This window comes from Odoribacter sp. AF15-53 (genome assembly GCF_003479425.1).
Taxonomy (GTDB): domain Bacteria; phylum Bacteroidota; class Bacteroidia; order Bacteroidales; family Marinifilaceae; genus Butyricimonas.
Window position 1 is genome coordinate 347,304 of sequence record NZ_QUHC01000001.1, and the last position, 19,513, is coordinate 366,816.

Sequence of the window (19,513 nt, forward strand, 5' to 3'; positions counted from 1 at the left end):
AGAGCTTCGTTTATAGAGGAGAAACTGGAGTCTCTTCCCGAAGACGGTGAGTAACTCACCTCTCCCCCTGTGTAAGGGGGAGTTGGAGGGGGGAGTTATTTTTTATTTTCAATTATTTCATGATGATTCCCGGTTCCGTGATTCCGGTGCCACGGGTAAGGTTAGAGGGGATTTTCGGTCCCGGCACGAGGGGGCTGTATTCCAGCACGTGGCGGACGCGGGCGCGCTGGTCGTCGGTGAAGAGGTTTAGCCACCCGTAGAAGTAGTCCATGGTATTGGTGGACGTGAAGGTGTTCCCGTTGCGCGAGTTGCGTTGGTAGGCTTCGGTTAATGTAAATGAAGGAATGGTGTTCAGCCATTGCTCGTATGCGGCCCGGTTGTAATCGGGGGTGTCGGCGCAGTAATCCGTTTCCACTTTACTGTCCTTGGAGAAGGCATGGAATAACCCGAGGTAATGTCCCAGTTCGTGGGCGAGGGATTGACTCATGCGATCTTGCACTTCTTGCGTTGGAAGGTATATTTCTGTACCTGCAGTGACGTTATTAAGAGCGATACAATGCGCTTGTTTCGTGGGCGGGTTTGTGAAATATGCATCCCCGGAGGGTAGACCTTCGAGGGGATAAGTGGATGGTGTGTAGGCCATGAAAGAGATCCCCGCGGTGTTTTGTTCCGTGAAGGTGAATATCACCACGTTTATATATTTGTTCTGGTCCCATAACCATTTGGCATCATCGTATTCGTTTTCTAGGAACTTCTGGCAATCCAGCGTGATATTATTCCGGAGGATACGATGAATGCCCGGTTCTTTAAGAAGTGCCCCACTGGGATCGTGGGTGGCAAGCGTGAATTCCACGTTCATGTCGACTGGGTTGAAACCGGGGTTCCGGTTGATCGTGCCGTTATAGTATGCATTCACGTCATCGAGGACTTGCTGTAAATACCATGCCGGTATGTTTTGGTAGGGGGCGGAGGCATCCTTGTACAGGACATGGAAGATGATCGGGAGTTTGAAATGATATTCTTCGGTAGCCGCGGCCTGGTTGATGGCAAGGGAGAGACGCTTATCCTTGTTGGAGAGGGTCATCTCGCCGGAACGTTTCTGACGGGCGATGTTGGTCTGCACGGTGATCACGAGGGAGTCGCTGTTGTCGTGGGTGACTTTGGTGGCGGTGTACCACGTGTTGTGGTTGTCGATGTTCCAGTCGGAACTGCTTTCAATACCGAAGCGCAGGGTTGTCCCGGTGTTGTCAATGTTGAATTCCCGCTCGTTGGTGGATAATTGGAATTTGTCGTTGTCCTTGCTGCAAGCGGTGAGGACGATGAACAGGACGTACAGGAAGAGATTATTTTTCATGCGCTGCGGTTTATAAGGTTATTTTTTCATGTAACGATCCATTTCCCGTTTGGCGTCTTTCTGCTTGAGGGATTCGCGTTTGTCGTATTCTTTCTTTCCCTTGGCAAGGGCTATGCGGAGTTTGGCGAATCCTTTCTCGTTGAGGAAGAGGCGGACGGGGACGATGGTCAGTCCCGATTCCTTGGTCTTGCGTTCGAGCTTGACAAGTTCTTTCTTTTGCAGTAATAACTTGCGTTCGCGGCGTTCGATGTGGTTGTAGTAGGTGCCCAGTTTGTACTCGGCGACGTACATTCCCTTGATCCACAGTTCGCCGTTGTGGAAGTAGCAGTAGGAGTCCACCAGCCCGGCTTTACCAGCCCGGATGGACTTGATTTCGGTCCCGGTGAGCATGATCCCGGCGGTGTATTCTTCGAGAAACTCGTAGTCGAAAGAAGCTCTCCTGTTTTTTATGTTGATGTCGTTTTGCATGTGTGTTGATGTTAAGCGTAAATACTAGGTATCCTAAACACGATCATCAGCAGTTGCTGGACGATGACTGGGGCAACGATCACGAGCAGCCCGATGATGACGAGGGCGCTTTTACGGTATTGTACGTCAAGCGCTGTGGATTGGTTCAGCCCTACGTAGAGCGTGCGGAGGCACAATAGGCTACATATCGCCATTAACTGGGAGATGAAGCCTTCCGACATTCCGCAGGCCAGGCAGTGGAACGGGATGAAGATCGCCGAGCTATAGACGGCAAGACGGAGTGATAGTCCGTTGGCTTCCACGACCTTGTTCGAGAGGTATTCCCTCGATACCCGGTACGTGATATAGGTACCCGCCACGGAGGCAACGAAAAGGATTAGTCCGGTACAAATCGCATAGAAAGGACTGGTCACGCGTAGTTGCAGGAGGAGTGCACACGTGGCGGCTATCCCGGAGAGAGGCACGAGATAATTGCGGAAAAGATCGGTACCTTCGATGTTTTCCTGCCTGATCGCTTGCCACTCGGCTTCCGGCTGGAATAGTATCCTCCGGGTTCTCGCAAATATGTTTGTAATATCCTGTTTTTTCATAGCAGGGCAAAAATACTGTTTTTTATCGAGATTAGTTCAAAAGAAGTCCACAAAGTCTGTAAAGTCCATAAGGTCCATAAAGTCCATAAGGTCTATAAAGTTCATAAGGTCTATAAAGTCCGTAAAGTCAATTTACATGGAACTACCACCCCTAGCCCTTCCTTACACAGGAGGGAAAACCGCTTGGTAATCAACTCTCCCCCTGTGTAAGGGGGAGTCGGAGGGGGTAGTAATTTTATAGGGAAGAGACTTTCGCCCAACCCGTTTTATTATCGGCAGCTTAAGCTGCCGTAAACAAAGCACCCCGCAGGGGTCCATTAACTTTGTAAACCTTATAAACCTTATGGACTTTATAGACTTTATGAACTCTTTTTGTAACATTTATTTCATTTCTTCGTTAAAGTTAACGTGAAGCAAACAACCGGGAGATCGGTTGCCGGAGGTAGGTGAAGAGAAGTTTAATGTTTAATGTATGACGTGTATGGAAATTTTTTATGCTTCAATTCCAATTTTGGTTTTAATTATTTTGATGGGGGTGTTGAAAGTGTCGGGGGATAAAAGTAGTATTATCACTTTGTTTATCACGGCTTTTTTGGCTATCTTGGCGTTTCATAGCCCGGTTCCTGACACGATCAATTCTTTTCTTTACGGTATGTTGAAGGCGTTGGTGCCTATCCTGTTTATTATTCTGATGGCGATATACAGTTATAACGTTTTGTTGCAGACGAAGAAGATCGAGGTGCTGAAACAGCAGTTTTCCTCGATATCGACGGACAAGAGCGTGCAGGTGTTGCTGATCACGTGGGGATTCGGCGGTTTACTCGAAGGAATGGCGGGGTTCGGGACGGCGGTGGCTATCCCGGCGGCAATATTGATGAGCCTCGGTTATCGTCCCGTGTTCTCGGCATTGGTGAGCCTGATCGCCAATAGCGTGCCGACAGCTTTCGGGGCAGTCGGCGTTCCGGTGATCGTGTTGGCGCAGGAAACGGGGTTACCCGTGATCCCGTTGAGTACGGCGGTGGTGCTGCAGTTGTCTGTGTTGATGTTCCTCGTACCGCTGGTGATCACGTTTCTGGCCGATCCGAGGATGAAAGCGTTGCCGAAGAATCTGGTGTTGAGCGTGCTGGTCGGGGGAGTGTCGCTCGTGGCACAGTATCTCGCTGCACGTTACGTGGGGGCGGAGACTCCCGCTATCGTTGGGGCTATCGCTTCGATTATCGTGATTGTTGTTCTGGGTAAGTTGACGGGAAGGGGCGAGGAGAAGTCCGTGCCGATGACTTATTCGGGCGGGGAGGTTTTCCGGGCGTGGACGGTTTACGTGTTGATCATGGTGTTGATCTTGTTCACGAGTCCTTTGTTTCCGGCGGTGCGGGAGATGTTGGCAGGGGTATGCAATTCTTCGGTCAGTTTCACGATTAACGGGGAGGTGCGGAATTACACGATACAGTGGTTGACGCAGGGCGGGGTGCTGTTGTTTATCGGTTCTTTTATCGGGGGATTGATCCAAGGCGGTAAGGTGAAGGATTTGCTGGTGCTGCTGTGGCGGTCGGTCGTGCAGTTGCGGAAGACGATCGTGACGGTGATTTGCCTGGTGGGGTTCTCGTCGATCATGGAGACGTCGGGTATGATTAATCAACTGGCGATGGCCTTGTCTGCGGCCACGGGGGCCTTGTACCCGTTGTTCGCTCCGACAATCGGGGCGTTGGGTACGTTCCTGACGGGAAGTGATACCTCGGCGAATATCCTGTTCGGTAAGTTGCAGGCAGGAGTGGCCGGGCATATCGGGGTCGACCCGAACTGGCTTTCAGCGGCCAATACGGCAGGAGCCACGGGAGGTAAGATCATATCCCCGCAAAGTATAGCTATCGCTACCTCCGCTTGTGACGAGCAGGGCAAGGAGGGCAATATTTTGAAGGCGGCTTTGCCGTACGCTTTGGTTTACGTGATTATAACCGGGATAATCGTTTACCTTTTCGCTTGACGAAAAGGTAAACGATCACCCCGGTTGGTTGCAGGTTACAGGTTGGGCTTTCAGTCCTTCAGGTTACAAGTTGATTTGTTTCTTGAAAATTTGTAACTTGCAGCTTATAACCTGTAACTTGTAACTAATTTATTATAATATGAAAATAGGATTATTTATTCCCTGTTACATTAATGCGATCTATCCGAACGTGGGGGTGGCATCGTACAAGTTGTTGACCTCGTTGGGCTTGGATGTTGATTACCCGTTGGACCAGACGTGTTGCGGGCAGCCCATGGCGAACGGGGGGTTCGAGAAGGATTCGGGGAAGTTGGCCGAACGGATGGAGGCGTTGTTCGAGAAGTATGATTATGTGGTGGGGCCATCGGCGAGTTGCGTGGTTTTCGTGAAGGAACATTATCCGATGTTGTTGCACCGGGAGGAACATGCCTGTATCAGTGGCCGCATTTATGAGATTTGCGAGTTCCTGCATGATGTGATTAAGGTGGACAAGCTGGACGCCTCGTTCCCGCACAAGGTGAGTATTCATAACAGTTGTCATGGTGAGCGCTTGTTGCATCTTTCGTCTCCGAGCGAGTTGGTGGTTCCCCGTTACTCGAAGTTGCGGGATTTGCTGTCGCTGGTGAAGGACGTGGAGATTTTCGAGCCGAAGCGGGTGGACGAGTGTTGCGGTTTTGGCGGGATGTTCTCGGTCGAGGAGGAAGCCACGTCGGTATGCATGGGACAGGACAAGGTGCTGGATCACATTTCTACCGGGGCGGAGTATATCACCGGGGCCGACAGTTCGTGCCTGATGCACATGGAAGGGCTTATCCGGCGAGAGAAGTTACCGATAAAGACGATACATATAGTTGAGATATTAAATGCGAAATGAGTTGAAAGTCCATAAGGTCCATAAGGTCACGGGTGTTCTTCGGACAGTGTTTATCGGCAGCTCAAGCTGCCGTGAGCAAAGCGCCCTGCAGGGGTCCATGGACTTTATAGACCTAAAATAATATTATTATGAGTTCACACGCTAAAGCTGCCAAGAAGTTTATTGCTGACCGGGAGAGGACGGCATGGCACGATCAGGCTTTATTTTTCGTGCGGGAGAAACGGGATAAAATGGCTCACGATGTTCCCGAATGGGAGGCGTTGCGGGAAATGGCCAGTAAAACGAAGTTACACACGATTGCCAATTTACCATATTATCTGGAGATGTTTGAACGGAACGCCACGGCGAACGGGATTCACGTTCATTGGGCAAAGAATGCCGAGGAGCATAACCAGATTGTTTACGATATTATCAGCAAGCACGGAGGGAAGAATCTTGTGAAGAGCAAGTCGATGCTGGCGGAGGAATGTGGGTTGAGTCCTTATCTGGAAGCCCGGGGAATTGATGCGGTGGAGTCCGACTTGGGCGAGCGCATCATGCAGTTCATGGGGACACCGCCGAGTCATATCGTGTTGCCCGCCATTCACGTGAAACGGGAAGAGGTGGGGAAGGTGTTCGAGAAGGAACTGCACACGGAACCGGGAAACAGTGACCCGACTTACCTGACACATGCGGCCCGGGCCGCCTTGCGGGAGAAATTCCTGCACGCCGATATTGCCATGACGGGGGTTAATTTTGCCGTGGCTTCGTCGGGTGCTTTCGTGGTCTGCACGAACGAGGGAAATGCCGATATGGGAACTTCTTTTCCGAAAGTGCATATCGCTATCATGGGGTTAGAGAAGGTGGTGCCGGATTACGATGCTCTTGCGCTGTACGTGCGGTTGCTGGCTCGTTCGGCTACGGGACAGCCTTCGACGACTTACACGTCCCATTACAAGAAACCCGTGGAGGGGCAGGAGATGCATATCGTGATCGTGGATAATGGGCGGAGCGATATTCTTGCTTGCACGGAACACGTGAATATGTTGAAGTGTATCCGTTGCGGGTCGTGCATCAATACTTGTCCCGTGTATCGTCGGACGGGAGGGTATTCTTATTCTTATTTTATTCCCGGTCCAGTGGGGATTAACCTGGGAATGTTGAAGTCACCGGAGAAGTATTCGGGGAACGTGTCTGCATGTTCGCTGTGTTATTCCTGCTCGAATGTCTGCCCGGTGAAGATTGATTTGGCGGAACAGATTTACAAGTGGCGGCAGAATCTGGCCCCGTTGCATCTGGCCGATCCGATGAAGAAGATGATGGTGAAGGGGATGAAGTTTATCATGGATCATCCGGGGTTGTTCTATAACGCTATCGCCGCGGGACGGGTGGCCGAGCACATGCCTCGTTTCGTGCTATACAACAGCTTGGATGCCTGGGGGATCGGGAGGGAGCTTCCGGAGTTCGCAAAGGAGACGTTTAACGAAATGTGGAAGAAGGGGAAAGTGAAATGAAAAAAGGGTCCATAAAGTCCATAAGGTCTGTGGATCCCTGCGGGGCGCTTTGTTTACGGCAGTTTGAGCTGCCGAATCACTTAATCGGCAATCATAAATCAAGAAATTAATAGATAAGAATATGAGTAGTAAAGAGGATATATTGGCAAGATTGAAAAAGCATGCGATTGATCCGGTGGAACGACCGGGGATGGAGTTTACCCCGATAACGTATGCTGATCCGTTGGCTCAGTTTGAGAAGATATTGAAGGCCGTGGGTGCTAATTTTGTGTTGTTGGAGGAGGGGCAGGATGTGAACGAGGTGATTCGGAGCGTGTACCCGAATGCCAAGTCGATCGCTTCGAACCTGCCGGAGATCACGTGTGTCACGGTGAATCCCGACAATCTGGATGATCCCAGAGAGTTGAACGGTACGGACGTGGGAGTAATCCGGGGCGAGTTTGGGGTACTGGAAAATGGTATGGTGTGGATCAATCAACATACCCGCTACAAGGCGATCTTTTTTATTTCCGAGGCGTTGGTTATTTTGCTTGACCGGAATCGGCTGGTGAATAACATGCACGAGGCTTACAAACAGCCGGGTTTTGATGATTTCGGTTACGGCTGCTTTATTGCCGGCCCGTCGAAAACGGCCGATATCGAACAGGCGCTCGTGATTGGGGCACACGGGGCAAGAGCGGTTACAGTTATTCTAAGCTAAAAATTAAATTTAGTTTAAAGTGAAAAAGGGAGGGCCTTGCGAGGGACATTAACCTGTAACTTGCAACCTGTAACTTGTAACTTGCCGCAGGCAACCTTTATCCTTTTGTTGCTTCTTTCGAGAAGAACAGGTAGGCGATAAGGCACACGATGAGCGGGAATATGTAAATTAATCCCGGTGAAAGGAAGGCGATGTACCAAGGGGCACTCCATTCGTCATGAGAGGCGATTTCGAGGGCTTGATACCCGACATGGACGATTCCCACGCAGAGGAAAGCCATGGCGGCAATCCCGAAGATTTTCTTGTTTTTAATGGCTTTCGTTTTGTTCATGTTGATAAAGGTTACGGTTTGCAGGTTTCAAGTTACAGGTTAGCTGAACTTGTAACCTGTAACTTGTAATCTGTAACTATTTATTATAAAGGTGTTTGATTCCAACCCGGTGTCCGGCTACAGCGAAGTAGAGGATGAACAGGTAACAGGGCAATACCATCCAGTATGCTCCTTGGAATCCGAGAGACACGGTCAACGAACCGTATAGCATCGGAAGTAAGGCTCCCCCGGCAATAGCCATGATCAACAGGGCCGATCCGGTCTTCGTGTGACGTCCCAACCCGAAGATTGCTAATGGGAAGATGGCGGGCCACATTAACGAGTTTGCCAGACTTAACAAGGTCAGGCACCAGATAGAGGCATTTGCCGGAAGGATCGCAACACACACGCCGAGGATAATTCCCAACATGGCACAGCAGGCCAAGGCTTTTTCCTGACTGATGTATTTCGGAATAGCGATGATTCCGATGATGTAACCGACGATCATGGCGATCATTCCATAAGTCGGGAATACACGTGCCGTATCCATATCCATGTGTAATGATTTGGCGTAGCCGATGATCGTGTCGATGGCGATGACCTCAACACCCACGTACAGGAATAGGGTAACGATACCGATCCACAGGTGCGGAAAACTGAATATGCTTGATTTCCCTCCGTGCTGGGTGCTGCCTTCTTCTTCTTCCGGGTCCTCGATCTGCGGGAGCGGGGAGAAACGAACGAACAGGGCTAGTACGACAAGTGAAATCATGATCACGATATAGGGTACGATAGATTTAGAGGCCAGCATGTCAAGTTCGCTTGCTTTTTGCACGGCATCCATGGTTTGTAATTTGGCTTCCAGCACATCAATGTCTTTTAACATGATTGACCCGAGAATAAGGGGACTGATTGCTCCTGCCACCTTGTTACAGATTCCCATGATACTTACTCGCTGTGCGGCACTTTCCGGGGCTCCCAGTTCAATCACGTAAGGGTTGGAGGCTGTTTGTAACACGGATAATCCCGTACCCATGATGAACAGGCCGAGGAGGAATAATCCGTAAGTGCGGGTCATAGCCGCCGGGATGAACAGTAACGCTCCTATCGCCATCACGAGCAGACCGAGCATCATTCCGTTCTTGTAGCCTGTTTTGCGTAAAACCCAGGAAGAGGGAAGAGCCATCACGAAGTAGGCGATGTAGAAGGCGAAAGTTACGAGGTAGCCTTGCCATTCATGTTGCAACTCGCAAGCGATTTTCAGATAGGGGATCAAGGTGGCGTTTAACCACGTGACGAACCCGAAAATAAAGAAGAGGATTCCGATAATGATAATCCCCATGCTGTAAGAATTTTTCTTTTGTTCCATCATCTTTTCGTTAAAAATATACATAAACACGTAAACACTTCAAGAGATGACAAAGTTATTAATTTTTGATAATGATGGATGAAATTGGGTAAAATTATTCAAGAGAAAAGCTTCGGGAAAAGGAAAACCGGGATACAGGGGGTGTTCCTGTTGTCCCGGCCATCCAAACTAGAAATAACAATCTACGTGAAAACTTAAATAGAGATGTTCATAATTTTGCCAGTTCTGTTTCTAGCTCTCCGTTGCTATGTCCGGAGAAAATGATTTTTCCGTTAGGATCAATCAGTAAAAACGTGGGAATGGATGTTATGTTATATAAAGAGCCTACATTCTTCACGAGTTCTTTGGCTGCAAGGAATTGTGGCCAAGGTAGTTTTTCTTCTCCGAGGGCCTTTTGCCATTCTTTTTCGTCTTTGTCAACAGATAGGCTGATGAACCCGATCTTTTCCCCGTACAACCGGTACATTTCCCGCAAGTGGGGGAAGCTGGCACGGCAGGGGCCACACCAGGAGGCCCAGAAATCAATGACCGTGTATCCCTCTTTTTTGAGTTGGGCGAGAAGGGAGACCGTTTTACCCGCCGGGGTTGTCATTTCCCCGTTCTCCAAGGCTTTACCTTGCACGAACGCTTGGGCATCCCGGAGGTATTGCCGGAACTCTTTTAGCGTGGCACAAGTATCCTGATAGGAGGCGAATAATCCCGCCAACACGTCGAGGTAAGCCTGGTCGTAGGTGAAAGGTTCTTTTTTCAGTTGTTCGACGAGATAGAGGTTTACGGCTAGGTTTTGGTTTTGACGGATGAAGTTTTTGGTGCTCTCTTCCAACTTTGCCCGTTCCGAGGACAACGTTTTAAAGTCCTCGATATTTCCTTTTTCCCTGTAAGTGTTGTTAAGCGAGTGAATCCTGTATCTTGAAGGAATGGTTTGTTGTTGATAGCGATAGAAAATGTTTTGTGCGTCAGATCCCTGAAGCGTGTAATTTTTTTCCTTGCGTTCGTCATATTGCCAGAAGGATTTGGGCAGGCTGTCAATGTGGGACGTTTGGAAAGTCAGTTCACCGTTTTCAACGAAAAAGCCTATTTCCATGTATCTTCTTTGTTCCTGTTTTTTTGATTCGACACGGTCAAGGATATCTTGATCATTCATGCACAGGCGGCAGTAGACGGGTTGATCTGCCTTGCCCCGAAGTTCGAATTTACCGTTAATGATATATCCCTCGGCGATCTTTTTGTGGTATTTACCGTTGGAGGCTAATATGATTTCCGTGCTGTCCGTGGCTCCCGGGATTGTTCCCCGTAACACGAAATGGTCGGTCTGTTTTTGGTTGCAAGCGATGAGACCGAGCAATAAAAGTGAGCTTAAATGTTTCATTTTGATCATATTATTGGATATTGTTTTTACGTTTATCAAGAGATTTTTTTATGGTTTCAATGATATTTTCGGCAGAACTGTAATCATCTATTTTCAAGCATAGAGAGCTGTCCCGATTCAACAGGAGGAGGGTCGGTGTGTGTGTAATCCCGTAGTTCGCACGTAATTCTTTGCCCTCTTTCTTTCCGATGTTTACTTGTATACAGGCGAATCTCGTGTTCACGTAGTCTCCAAGGTTTTCGTCTGTCAGTATATTTCTACTTGTTTCTCTGCTGGCTTTGTTGCCGGAATAGCAGTAAACGAGGATTCTTTGCCCGTTTTCCTTGTTCTTTTCCAATAACTGTTCTAGAGTCTGTTCTTGAAAATGGATTCCCGAATAAGAGAGGGCTCTATATTTTTTATAGTCATACATCAGGTAACGGGGGATTTCGTTGTCCGGCGTTCCGGCAATCACTTTTTCACCGATATCGGCTAGCCGGGCGTAAGTTTTCTTGTCTCTGTCCCATTGAAAGGCGGAGAGGATCAACTCGTAGGTATCTAAATCCTTTACGGTTAAATTTTCGCTTTTATGCTCCATGTCCGAGATGACGAGTTTCGTGAGTTTCTCGCTCAAGTCAATAATATGTCGCGGAGTAGCATGATCCAGTTTCCATTGTATTGTTCGGAAGGCGAAAGCGTGGGTTTTCAGGGCGTTTAGATTCAATTCCGGTAGTTTGGTTTCGATCAATGCGGCGATTTCATCTGCCTGTTGGTTATATACCAGTTCTGCCAGTTTTAATAATTGATTTAATTCTTCTTGGTTCTTGACTCCAAGTTGGGGAACTTGTTGTTTTAAGGTCTCGATGGAGGCATCATCCGGTTTGTTGTATCCCATCACGTAATCGCCTAAAAGCTTCCAATACTTGTTTATCAGGTAGCTGTCCACCTTTTCTTGACCGGAGTTTTTCCGAATGTTCTCCAGGTGTTCCAGCATGAAGTTCGACACGGGTGAGCCGATCACGCAACTCTCGTCCTCGTAGATGCTCCAGAATTCAGGTTGTACTTTTTCTTCATCTGTAAGTTGAGCGAGTAATTCCCCGTACACTTTTCGAGCTCCCTCGTCATCGTCCGCTTCCGAGAGAGCATTTTTGTACGCCATTAATTGTTGTTTACTCATTTTGCCTGTCTTGTATAATTCGTGTTGGTACACTAGACTGGTCTCCGGGTTCATTCCTTTCTCCACCCGTTGAATGAATTTTTCCAAATCGCTACCTCCGACTAACTTGTGCTGAATGGTTCCGTCAGGACGAACGATCAAGAAGGAGGGATAAGCGTGCACGTCGAATTTCTTGGCGAGTGCGATGCCTTCGCCTTTTTCCATGTCGTATTTCACGCACACGAAGCGAGGATTGAAGTAGTCTCCTGCTGCTTTTTGCGGGAATACTTTGTTGGTCATCTCTTTGCATGGCCCACACCATGAGGTGTAACAGTCGATAAACACTAGTTTGTTCTCTGTCTTGGCTTGAGCAAGAGCTTCCTCGTAACCCAATTCCCGGAAGTTCACGCCTTCTTGCGCGAACAACGGGAGTTGGAAAAACAAACAAATAATAATCAATAATCTCATATCTTTATTGTATTAATTTTCTTTTGGGAGTAATGTCTCTAGTTCTATGCGCAGGGCTTCTGCGTCATATTTGGATAGACATACAAGTGAGGATAAACCTTCCCATTTTCCTCGTTCAGCATAAAAATGGAAAATGGAAAAGTGATTTTTATCCGGACTTTAATTATTGGACGTCTCTAACGCAACGAACACGCATCATCGGGACGGTTAGAGGGTCTATACTGGTGCGGAAAACTGTTGATAGATTACAGTCTAATTTCCGGTAGTAGACTTTACCGTTTGAATCTTGGGTTGACGACCAGTAAAATCCTTTCTCGTAAACGAATTGTACTGCCAGTCTTGCCATGAATGGTGTCAGAGATGCGTTCCCGGCAATTAGCAGATTCAATCCGGATCCTTCTTTACCTTGACACATGAGGTCCGCCACGCCATCCCCCCTCCAGCCTTCGCTGGCGGACTCGTCGATAGACATACCGAGAGCCCGTTCGAGTTCCTGCCAGTCCTCGTCGGAAGGAAGTCGCCAACCGTCTTTTAAGGCTGCACACACTTCGCATGCCCGATCCCATTCATATAAATTACCGAATTTTTTGTAATCCAAGCGTTCTTCTTCTGTTCCTTCCTCTGTTTCGGATATGTCGGTGCTATAAATTTCCCATTTATCAAGATCATACTCGATTGCATAGTAAGGCGTACCTGCTTTCAAGTTAGAAGTCATCCATTGTTGGTTACCAATGCGCACCCAACCGTATTCTTCTTGGGTGTCCGGGTCTGTCCAAGTCCCTTCATCAAGTGGTTTTATCGTGGGGAGCGAGGAATCATCGTCACATGCGATACATGTGAACATGAGTACAATCAGTAGATAGAAATATGTTTTCATCTTTTTCACTTTTTTGAGTTAGAATTTAATACCTGCTTTTTGGGCTACATTGCGCATGAGTTGGTATTTAGTCCATATTTTGGGATAATTCTCGGCGAATTCGGCATAGACTTCCTCCTCGCTTTTCGTCATTAGCAGGTACATGTAGGCCGCCACGTCTTCACCTTTACTGGGATAATATTGATCTGAAGTCACAAATAAAAATCCTAAATCATAAAATTCTTCTAGAGAATTATCCCCGTAATGATAATCTTCATATAGTGAACCCCAACGCGAATCGGCTTGAGCATAGAATGCCGTTAGTTCTCCTTCGTATTTCAAAGCTAAACCACTGCCAGCCATATTGGCAACAAATAAATATTGTTGGTCTTCATCTTCCGTGTCTTTCGGTAAGGTAACGATAAAACAACGTAATGAATTGATGAAATCGGGATGAGAGATAAATGTGCCGTCGTATTCGTCTTCCCTTATCGTGGTGATGCCGTTGACGACCAGTACGGAATAGGGACGTGTTAGATTATGTTTTTGCATAATTGAAACCAGTTTGGAGACAAAATCAGCTCCCTTCTTTTTTTCTTCTATCGTGGAACAGTACGTGAATTCATAATCCGTATACGTGTCCTTGTCATAGAAGCTCCAGGCCGGATCTACAGTTTCGGTTTTGTACAAGGGTTTCCCGTCATTGTCCTTCCCGATATATTCTTTGCTAATCGTGTCGTTAAAGATAATATAGAAGCCGTTAGCCTCGAAAAAATTGCGACGTAAAACGGATTCTTCGTCAGTAGCATTGGCATCGGCTCCGAAATTGTGATAAGGTTCCGACGGGGTCAAGCTACTTTCAGAACAAGCCCAACAATATCCTGCCATGAGGGCTACCCATATAATATGTATATATTTCATTGTTCTTGCATTTTATGTTATTTGAATATATTCTAATAGCCGTAGTAAACGTCTTCGAATCCTTTGAGATAATCATTCTTTTCTTGCTCGGTTTCAAATTGATTGTCATTAAAGAATTTGTCATAACCATCCCATGAACCTGATTCGTCTTCGTAATCGATAGCTTTCTGAGCATCTTCTTCACCTTTTAAATAGGCTGCTGATTTTACCACGCTATATGCTTGGGCATAAGCTTCCTTGAAAGCCTGTTGATAAGCATTCCGATAGGCATTTTGTTGAGAATAGTCGGCTTTGTAATAGCGATAGTAGTTATTGTTGTTTCTAGTATCATTGTATTTATTGCCAGCTTCCATGTCTTCTAGTCCGACTTCCAGCCCGGTTTTTTTACCGTCTGCTTCTCCAATGGAAGCAAGATCTGCATATTCGTCATATATGCTTCCGGGACGATCGGGACGTTTAACGGAGGGTAAGGTATTTTGGAAGTTCGTTACCTCAATCGGGAGGGCTAACGTGTAGGCCGGATCGTTTTCTTCCAGCACGTAACGCATGGTTTGTTGTTGATAAGAAAAACTTCCATTGGGTTTGAAGTCCGTGTAGTAATGCGTGATTCGTTTTGTGAAAGGATAGCGTGTGTCTACCATATAACGGCGAAGATCAAACCAGCGGTGTCCTTCCAGGCAAAGCTCCCGTTCCCGTTCTTCACGAATAAATCTGATGAGTTCCCCTCCGTTATCATAAGTGGCGTTCTCGTTTTTCACCCGGTGACTGCGAAGTAATCGTAATAATCGAACGGCTTCTCCTTCGTTGCCTAGTTGAGCCGCGGCTTCTGCCCCGTTGAGATAGGCTTCCGCCGTACGCATAAGGAAAACATCTCCCACGTCACATGCCGTACGCCCGTTGGTGTATTGTTGAGGTCCGTTGACTTTAGCGAATACCCATACCGGGGAAGCTTTCCCGTATCCAAATTCAGGTTCTATTTGCTTGATGTATATCCCGCGTCGTAAATCGTTGTCATTATCAGTGGGTCCGTAGAGTTCAACTAGGTTGTCGGGGATGATATAAGTCGGCGTGTTATAAAGTGTTCCCCAGCTAGTACCGTTGGTGCCGTAAAGAGCCGAGCTTAACAAGTGGCCTCCCATGGAAAAGATTGTTTCGACAGATGACCGGTTTAGGATGTTCGAGTCATCTCCTTCTCGGCTATTGAGGTCTGTGAGTTGTTCTTTACGCCTGAGGACGCTGTCCGCGTGATTATAGGCATTTTGCCAGTCCTGCATGTAAAGGTAAACACGGCTGCTTAACAAGTGGGCGGCAACGATATCTGCCCGGTAAGGATGATTTTTCACCGAGGTTTGTTGCAAACAAGTACGAGCGGTTTCCAGATCTTCAAGAATGATATTGTACACTTCCGATAACGGGGCACTTGTGTATTCTTTGTCCTCGATCTGCTGTGTGCGTTTCACCGGAATACCGGCCGTGTTTTGGGCCGTGTTTGGGGAGTAAGGTTGGGCGTACATGTTTGCCAGTGTGAAATAATAAATGGCTCTTAAAAATGCAGATTCTCCTTTGATTCTAACTTTTTCAAGTTCATCTTGCCGATTGGAGGCAGATTGTTTGTCAATTTCACCGATAATCTGATTCACGATGTTGATACGTTTGTACAATTCATTCCAATCTTTATCCTCTGAACCAATTTGACCGGTTTTATAACTGCTTCCCACTTGTCTCTGCCAGGTGATCCAACCGAAAAAATTATCTTGGATTCGTAGTTTGTCATTTTCGTATTTACGATAGATTTCTGTTTCATCAGACATTAAATGCAAAGGCATCAAGTACGTGTCTCCGTCAATTCTTAACATACTACTGGAAGTGTAGGCTGTGGACGGGTACCAGTAACCGTCACCGATTAATAGTTCGTCAAGATCGGAGTAACTTTCAACTTTCGCCAGGTCATTCGAATATTCTTCGAGAAAATCCGAGCATGAGGTTGTCAGCCAGACTAGTAAATATAGAAATATATATTTTTTCATATTGCTGGAATTTAGAATGATACATTTAAACTGATAGAATAGGTGGGACGGTCGGACAACTGAATTTCAGCAAATCCGCTTTGTGTGGGAGCTTGTCCTCTCAATTTTTTTGAGCAAATAGTAAACAAGTTACTACCTGAGAGGGTTAATTCCAAACGAGACATGCCGATTTTTGAAATTTGCTCGGTCCCGAATTCATAGGTGAAACTGAGGTTATTGCATTTCAAATAATTGCCGCTCACAACACGGTGATTACTGTAATCATACATATCCCATGCACTGTAAGCAATTTTTTGAATACCATCTATTGTTGTGGACCAGTGGCTGCTGTATTTATTATAAGAGGGATGTCCGCTACCTATAATTGCCGGAATCGTGGTATGCTTTTCGTCTCCCGGTTTTTTCCAACGATTCATCACCATGCGATCCATGTTTCGTTCCGGGTAAATGGTCGTCAGGTCTATGTTGGAACCGGATGCTTGCCCGTACATACCGAAAAGTCTGACTTTATTACCTAAACTATAAGCAAATGAGCCACTTATCCGGAGTTTTTTGTAACGGAGGGTCGTGTTTAATCCTCCCGACATGATGGGTTCTCGTCGTCCGGAAGCTTCTAATAGACGGGTATAGGTTTCATATTTGCTCAAATTTAACAGTTTGTCATATTCATCACCCATGTCATCAAACATGGGACCCCCGTCTACAGGACTCAAGCCCGTGAATTTGTAGGAATAAAAAGTCCCGACTGCTTTTCCTTTTACGAGAGCTGTGCCGTCAAGGAAATCATTTAACTCGTACGTGTCGGCTGCCGGATCGTTTTTGAGTTTGTTAATCGTGCGACTGAACGAAGTGGATAAGGTCCAGCGAAAATCTTTCGTGTCGAAAGGAGAGATTGTGAGGGCAAAACTGTAACCGCTGTTATTCACGTTACCGCGGTTGATGGTAAATGTGTTGTTGTTTATACCGTTCATTGAAGCGATTGTTTTGGACATGAAAGCTTTTTTCGTTTTTTTCAAATAATAAGAAGCTTCTACCATCAGTTTGCGCCGGAAAAGCGAAAAATCTAGCCCCAGGTTGTATGAACTGGTCTTTTCCCATTTTAAGTCTGGGTTGGCATTTTGTTTTAGCGTGGCTGTCTGTTCATTGTAATACGTGTCGAGCGGTTCTTTCGAGATGATCATCACGGGAGATTCGGAATTGAGCATGTTACCTTGATAACCGAATGACGTTTTGAGTGTGATGAAATCAATCCAGTTACGTTTCAACCAGTTAATCTCTGATAAATTCCAGTTGGCAGAAAGTGACCAGATCGGGTTGAAGCGGTTATTGCTTTGATCCCCAAATCGATTACTTCCGTCAACACGGGCGTTTCCGTTGAGGGTGAACCAACCTTTATAGCTGTAGGAGGCCGATACATAACCGGATATGATATTCGTTAGATCGTCTGTTAATGATGGAGTATGTTCTGCTATCCAGTCTCTGTAGTTCGCATAGTCTTCTAGGGCGATGTTTTGCACGAAGCTCATTCCCCGGTCTGGATAATAGCCGCGAGAGGTATTATTGTACCCTTTGTACGTCGTTGAACTCATTTCGTAACCGGCACTGGCAAAAATGTTGTGCTGTTGCTCTGCCCCCAGAGATTTATTGGCGTTTAATTGTAGACGTACCGTGTAAGAATTATTACGAGTTTCTGAGTGTTGTAACTCGCCTCCGAAGGGCATTTCGCTGTACTCTTTGTCATCTTCTGTTAGTGCAACACCGTATTCCGTGCCTCGCAAAGTACTCGCTCTCCAAGTTTTTTCACCCCAGTATTCTTCTTGTGTGGTATTGGATGTGTTATAGGATACAACGGCATTAGCATTCAGCCAGTCCGTGAATTTGAATTGTAAATTGGCTGTTACAGTTAATCCGGTTCCTTCTTGTTCGTAGGAGCTGTTTTCCAGTTCATTGAGTATGTTATAATTATATTCAGTGAAGTTGCTGGTCGTAACTTTTTTCTTGTAATAATAATATTCTCCGTTTTCGTCATAGGCGGGAATTGCACGGCTGGTTTTATAGGCGTAGTCCATGGGTGCAATGCTTTGAGGATAATAGTCCCGATTGGATACATTCCCATTCATATTGAACGAGGCCGTGAGCCATTTCGTCATGTTCACGTCCATGTTGAGTGCTGCGGTATAACGTTCGTTTTTGTTCCCCTTGATTACGTCGTTGTCACGGGAATAACCAATAGAAGCGTAATAACGGGCATCTTCAGAACCTCCCGATACGCTTAGCGTGTGCGAGTGAGACCAACTATCCTCGGTTAGCAATTTGAACCAATCTGTATTCATGGTTTCTATACGAGCCACTTCTTTGTCAAATTCGGCCGGAGTGATGGCTCCGTTGTAAAGTTTAAAGATTAAATCCTCGAAACCGACAAGATTCACGTAATCATTATATACATAGTGATCATCAAAAAGTTCTTTGGAGAATTGTATGCGTTCCTTCGAGTTCATCAAATTTATTTTTCGATCGGAATAACGTGGGCGTTGTCTAAGAGTGGTTGTCATGTTATAACGAACAATCGGTCGACCTACTTGCCCTTTTTTCGTTGTAATGACGATAACACCATTTGCAGCTTTGGTCCCGTAAATGGCGGTGGCTGCTGCATCTTTTAGTATATCCAGACGTTCGATATCTTGTGGGTTCAATCCAGCAATGGCATTACCGATACGATTGATGTAGTCCGGGTCGTTTAACTCTTCCGGGCTAATATTTACGGGATCCTGTACGATGATACCGTCTACCACCCACAAGGGTTCACGATTACCGATTAGGGTAGAAGTTCCCCGGATACGTAATTTGGGTACGACACCCACTTCTCCAGAGTTGCTCATGAACATTAAGTCCGGTACTTGTCCCTGTAGCATTTGGTCTACTGAAGTTGCTCCGGGAATCATGATATCATCCATTTTTACGGTAGATACAGCACTTGTATTTTTTTTACGATCAACCACCTGATAACCCGTCACGACCACTTCGTCCATCTCTTGTGAATCTTCTTCCAGCACGATAGAAAGGTTTTCTTGGCCTTTGTAAGTTACCGTTTGAGTTTTCATCCCCACGAAAGAAACTAACAAAACGATGTTAGAAGTATCTTTAGGGGATACGATTTGGAACTTTCCGTCTTTGTCGGTGGCCACGCCGATGGTTGTACCTTTGATCATGACCGTCACACCGGGGAGGGGGGATTTCTGTTTGTCGGTGACAACACCCCGGATCTTTTTGATTTCTTGTTCTTGCGGAATTTCAATTTTTCGGATTACGATTACTTTATCGAGGATCGAATACGTGTACCCGCTGTTTTTTAAACAGGCTTCAAGAATGGTTCTCACGTCAGAGTCTTTCATTTTCAACGTGATCGAGCCGATGTGATCCAGTTCCTCCACGTTGTAGACAAACGTGTAATCGCTCTGTTGTTTAATGATCCGGATAATTTCCCGGATGTTACAGTTCTCTACTTCGACCGACAATCTCGCTTCTTGGGCGTGGACTCCGGCGGACAGATTCACGCAGAATAATAGCATGAACAAGCTGCTTAATTTCATAACTAGTA

15 protein-coding genes are annotated in these 19,513 nt (G+C 46.5%); 4 read left to right on the forward strand and 11 right to left on the reverse strand.

Annotation, left to right across the window (positions count from 1 at the left end; genetic code table 11):
* Nucleotides 1–112 precede the first annotated feature (112 nt).
* The 3 genes from DWW52_RS01395 to DWW52_RS01405 are packed head-to-tail and all read right to left on the reverse strand — an operon-like array spanning nt 113 to nt 2,412.
* A complete protein-coding gene (locus DWW52_RS01395) occupies nt 113–1,354 on the reverse strand; it encodes a zinc-dependent metalloproteinase lipoprotein (RefSeq protein ID WP_118713684.1) in 1,242 nt (413 codons plus the stop codon).
* A gap of 18 nt (nt 1,355–1,372) precedes the next feature.
* Entirely contained in the window at nt 1,373–1,822 is a 450-nt protein-coding gene (gene smpB, locus DWW52_RS01400) for an SsrA-binding protein SmpB (RefSeq protein WP_118713685.1), read from the reverse strand.
* A gap of 11 nt (nt 1,823–1,833) precedes the next feature.
* Nucleotides 1,834–2,412 carry a YIP1 family protein gene (locus DWW52_RS01405; protein WP_118713686.1) on the reverse strand — a complete coding sequence of 193 codons (579 nt, stop codon included), beginning with the start codon at nt 2,410–2,412 and terminating at the stop codon, nt 1,834–1,836.
* A 481-nt stretch (nt 2,413–2,893) separates the two neighbouring features.
* On the opposite strand from DWW52_RS01405, the gene DWW52_RS01410 reads away from it, so the two are divergent.
* The 4 genes from DWW52_RS01410 (at nt 2,894) to DWW52_RS01425 (ending at nt 7,460) form a co-directional block, all read left to right on the forward strand.
* Nucleotides 2,894–4,393 (forward strand): L-lactate permease, encoded by a 1,500-nt coding sequence (locus DWW52_RS01410; protein ID WP_118713687.1) that lies wholly within the window; start codon nt 2,894–2,896, stop codon nt 4,391–4,393.
* A 139-nt stretch (nt 4,394–4,532) separates the two neighbouring features.
* The gene (locus tag DWW52_RS01415; protein WP_118713688.1) at nt 4,533–5,267 is read left to right on the forward strand and encodes a (Fe-S)-binding protein; all 735 of its coding nucleotides are present in this window, start codon (nt 4,533–4,535) and stop codon (nt 5,265–5,267) included.
* 125 nt (nt 5,268–5,392) lie between these two features.
* Nucleotides 5,393–6,760, forward strand: a complete 1,368-nt coding sequence (locus DWW52_RS01420; protein ID WP_118713689.1) for a lactate utilization protein B — start codon at nt 5,393–5,395, stop codon at nt 6,758–6,760.
* Nucleotides 6,761–6,881: 121 nt separating this feature from the next.
* On the forward strand, nt 6,882–7,460 hold the full coding sequence (locus tag DWW52_RS01425) for an LUD domain-containing protein (protein ID WP_118713690.1): 579 nt from the start codon (nt 6,882–6,884) through the stop codon (nt 7,458–7,460).
* 97 nt (nt 7,461–7,557) lie between these two features.
* On the opposite strand, the gene DWW52_RS01430 is transcribed toward DWW52_RS01425, so the two are convergent.
* The 8 genes from DWW52_RS01430 to DWW52_RS01465 form a co-directional block, all read right to left on the reverse strand.
* Entirely contained in the window at nt 7,558–7,791 is a 234-nt protein-coding gene (locus tag DWW52_RS01430) for a hypothetical protein (protein ID WP_118713691.1), read from the reverse strand.
* 76 nt (nt 7,792–7,867) lie between these two features.
* Nucleotides 7,868–9,139 carry a sugar MFS transporter gene (locus DWW52_RS01435; protein ID WP_233556642.1) on the reverse strand — a complete coding sequence of 424 codons (1,272 nt, stop codon included), beginning with the start codon at nt 9,137–9,139 and terminating at the stop codon, nt 7,868–7,870.
* Nucleotides 9,140–9,347: 208 nt separating this feature from the next.
* Nucleotides 9,348–10,508, reverse strand: a complete 1,161-nt coding sequence (locus tag DWW52_RS01440) for a TlpA disulfide reductase family protein (RefSeq protein WP_158582449.1) — start codon at nt 10,506–10,508, stop codon at nt 9,348–9,350.
* Nucleotides 10,509–10,518: 10 nt separating this feature from the next.
* Nucleotides 10,519–12,111, reverse strand: a complete 1,593-nt coding sequence (locus DWW52_RS01445; protein WP_118713693.1) for a thioredoxin family protein — start codon at nt 12,109–12,111, stop codon at nt 10,519–10,521.
* Between the two features lie 163 nt (nt 12,112–12,274).
* Nucleotides 12,275–12,988 (reverse strand): FISUMP domain-containing protein, encoded by a 714-nt coding sequence (locus DWW52_RS01450; RefSeq protein WP_118713694.1) that lies wholly within the window; start codon nt 12,986–12,988, stop codon nt 12,275–12,277.
* Nucleotides 12,989–13,006: 18 nt separating this feature from the next.
* Entirely contained in the window at nt 13,007–13,888 is an 882-nt protein-coding gene (locus DWW52_RS01455; protein ID WP_118713695.1) for a hypothetical protein, read from the reverse strand.
* Nucleotides 13,889–13,920: 32 nt separating this feature from the next.
* Nucleotides 13,921–15,915: a RagB/SusD family nutrient uptake outer membrane protein gene (locus DWW52_RS01460; protein ID WP_118713696.1), complete on the reverse strand. Its 1,995-nt coding sequence runs from the start codon at nt 15,913–15,915 to the stop codon at nt 13,921–13,923.
* A gap of 11 nt (nt 15,916–15,926) precedes the next feature.
* Nucleotides 15,927–19,505 (reverse strand): SusC/RagA family TonB-linked outer membrane protein, encoded by a 3,579-nt coding sequence (locus DWW52_RS01465; protein WP_233556645.1) that lies wholly within the window; start codon nt 19,503–19,505, stop codon nt 15,927–15,929.
* Between the last annotated feature and the right edge of the window lie 8 nt (nt 19,506–19,513).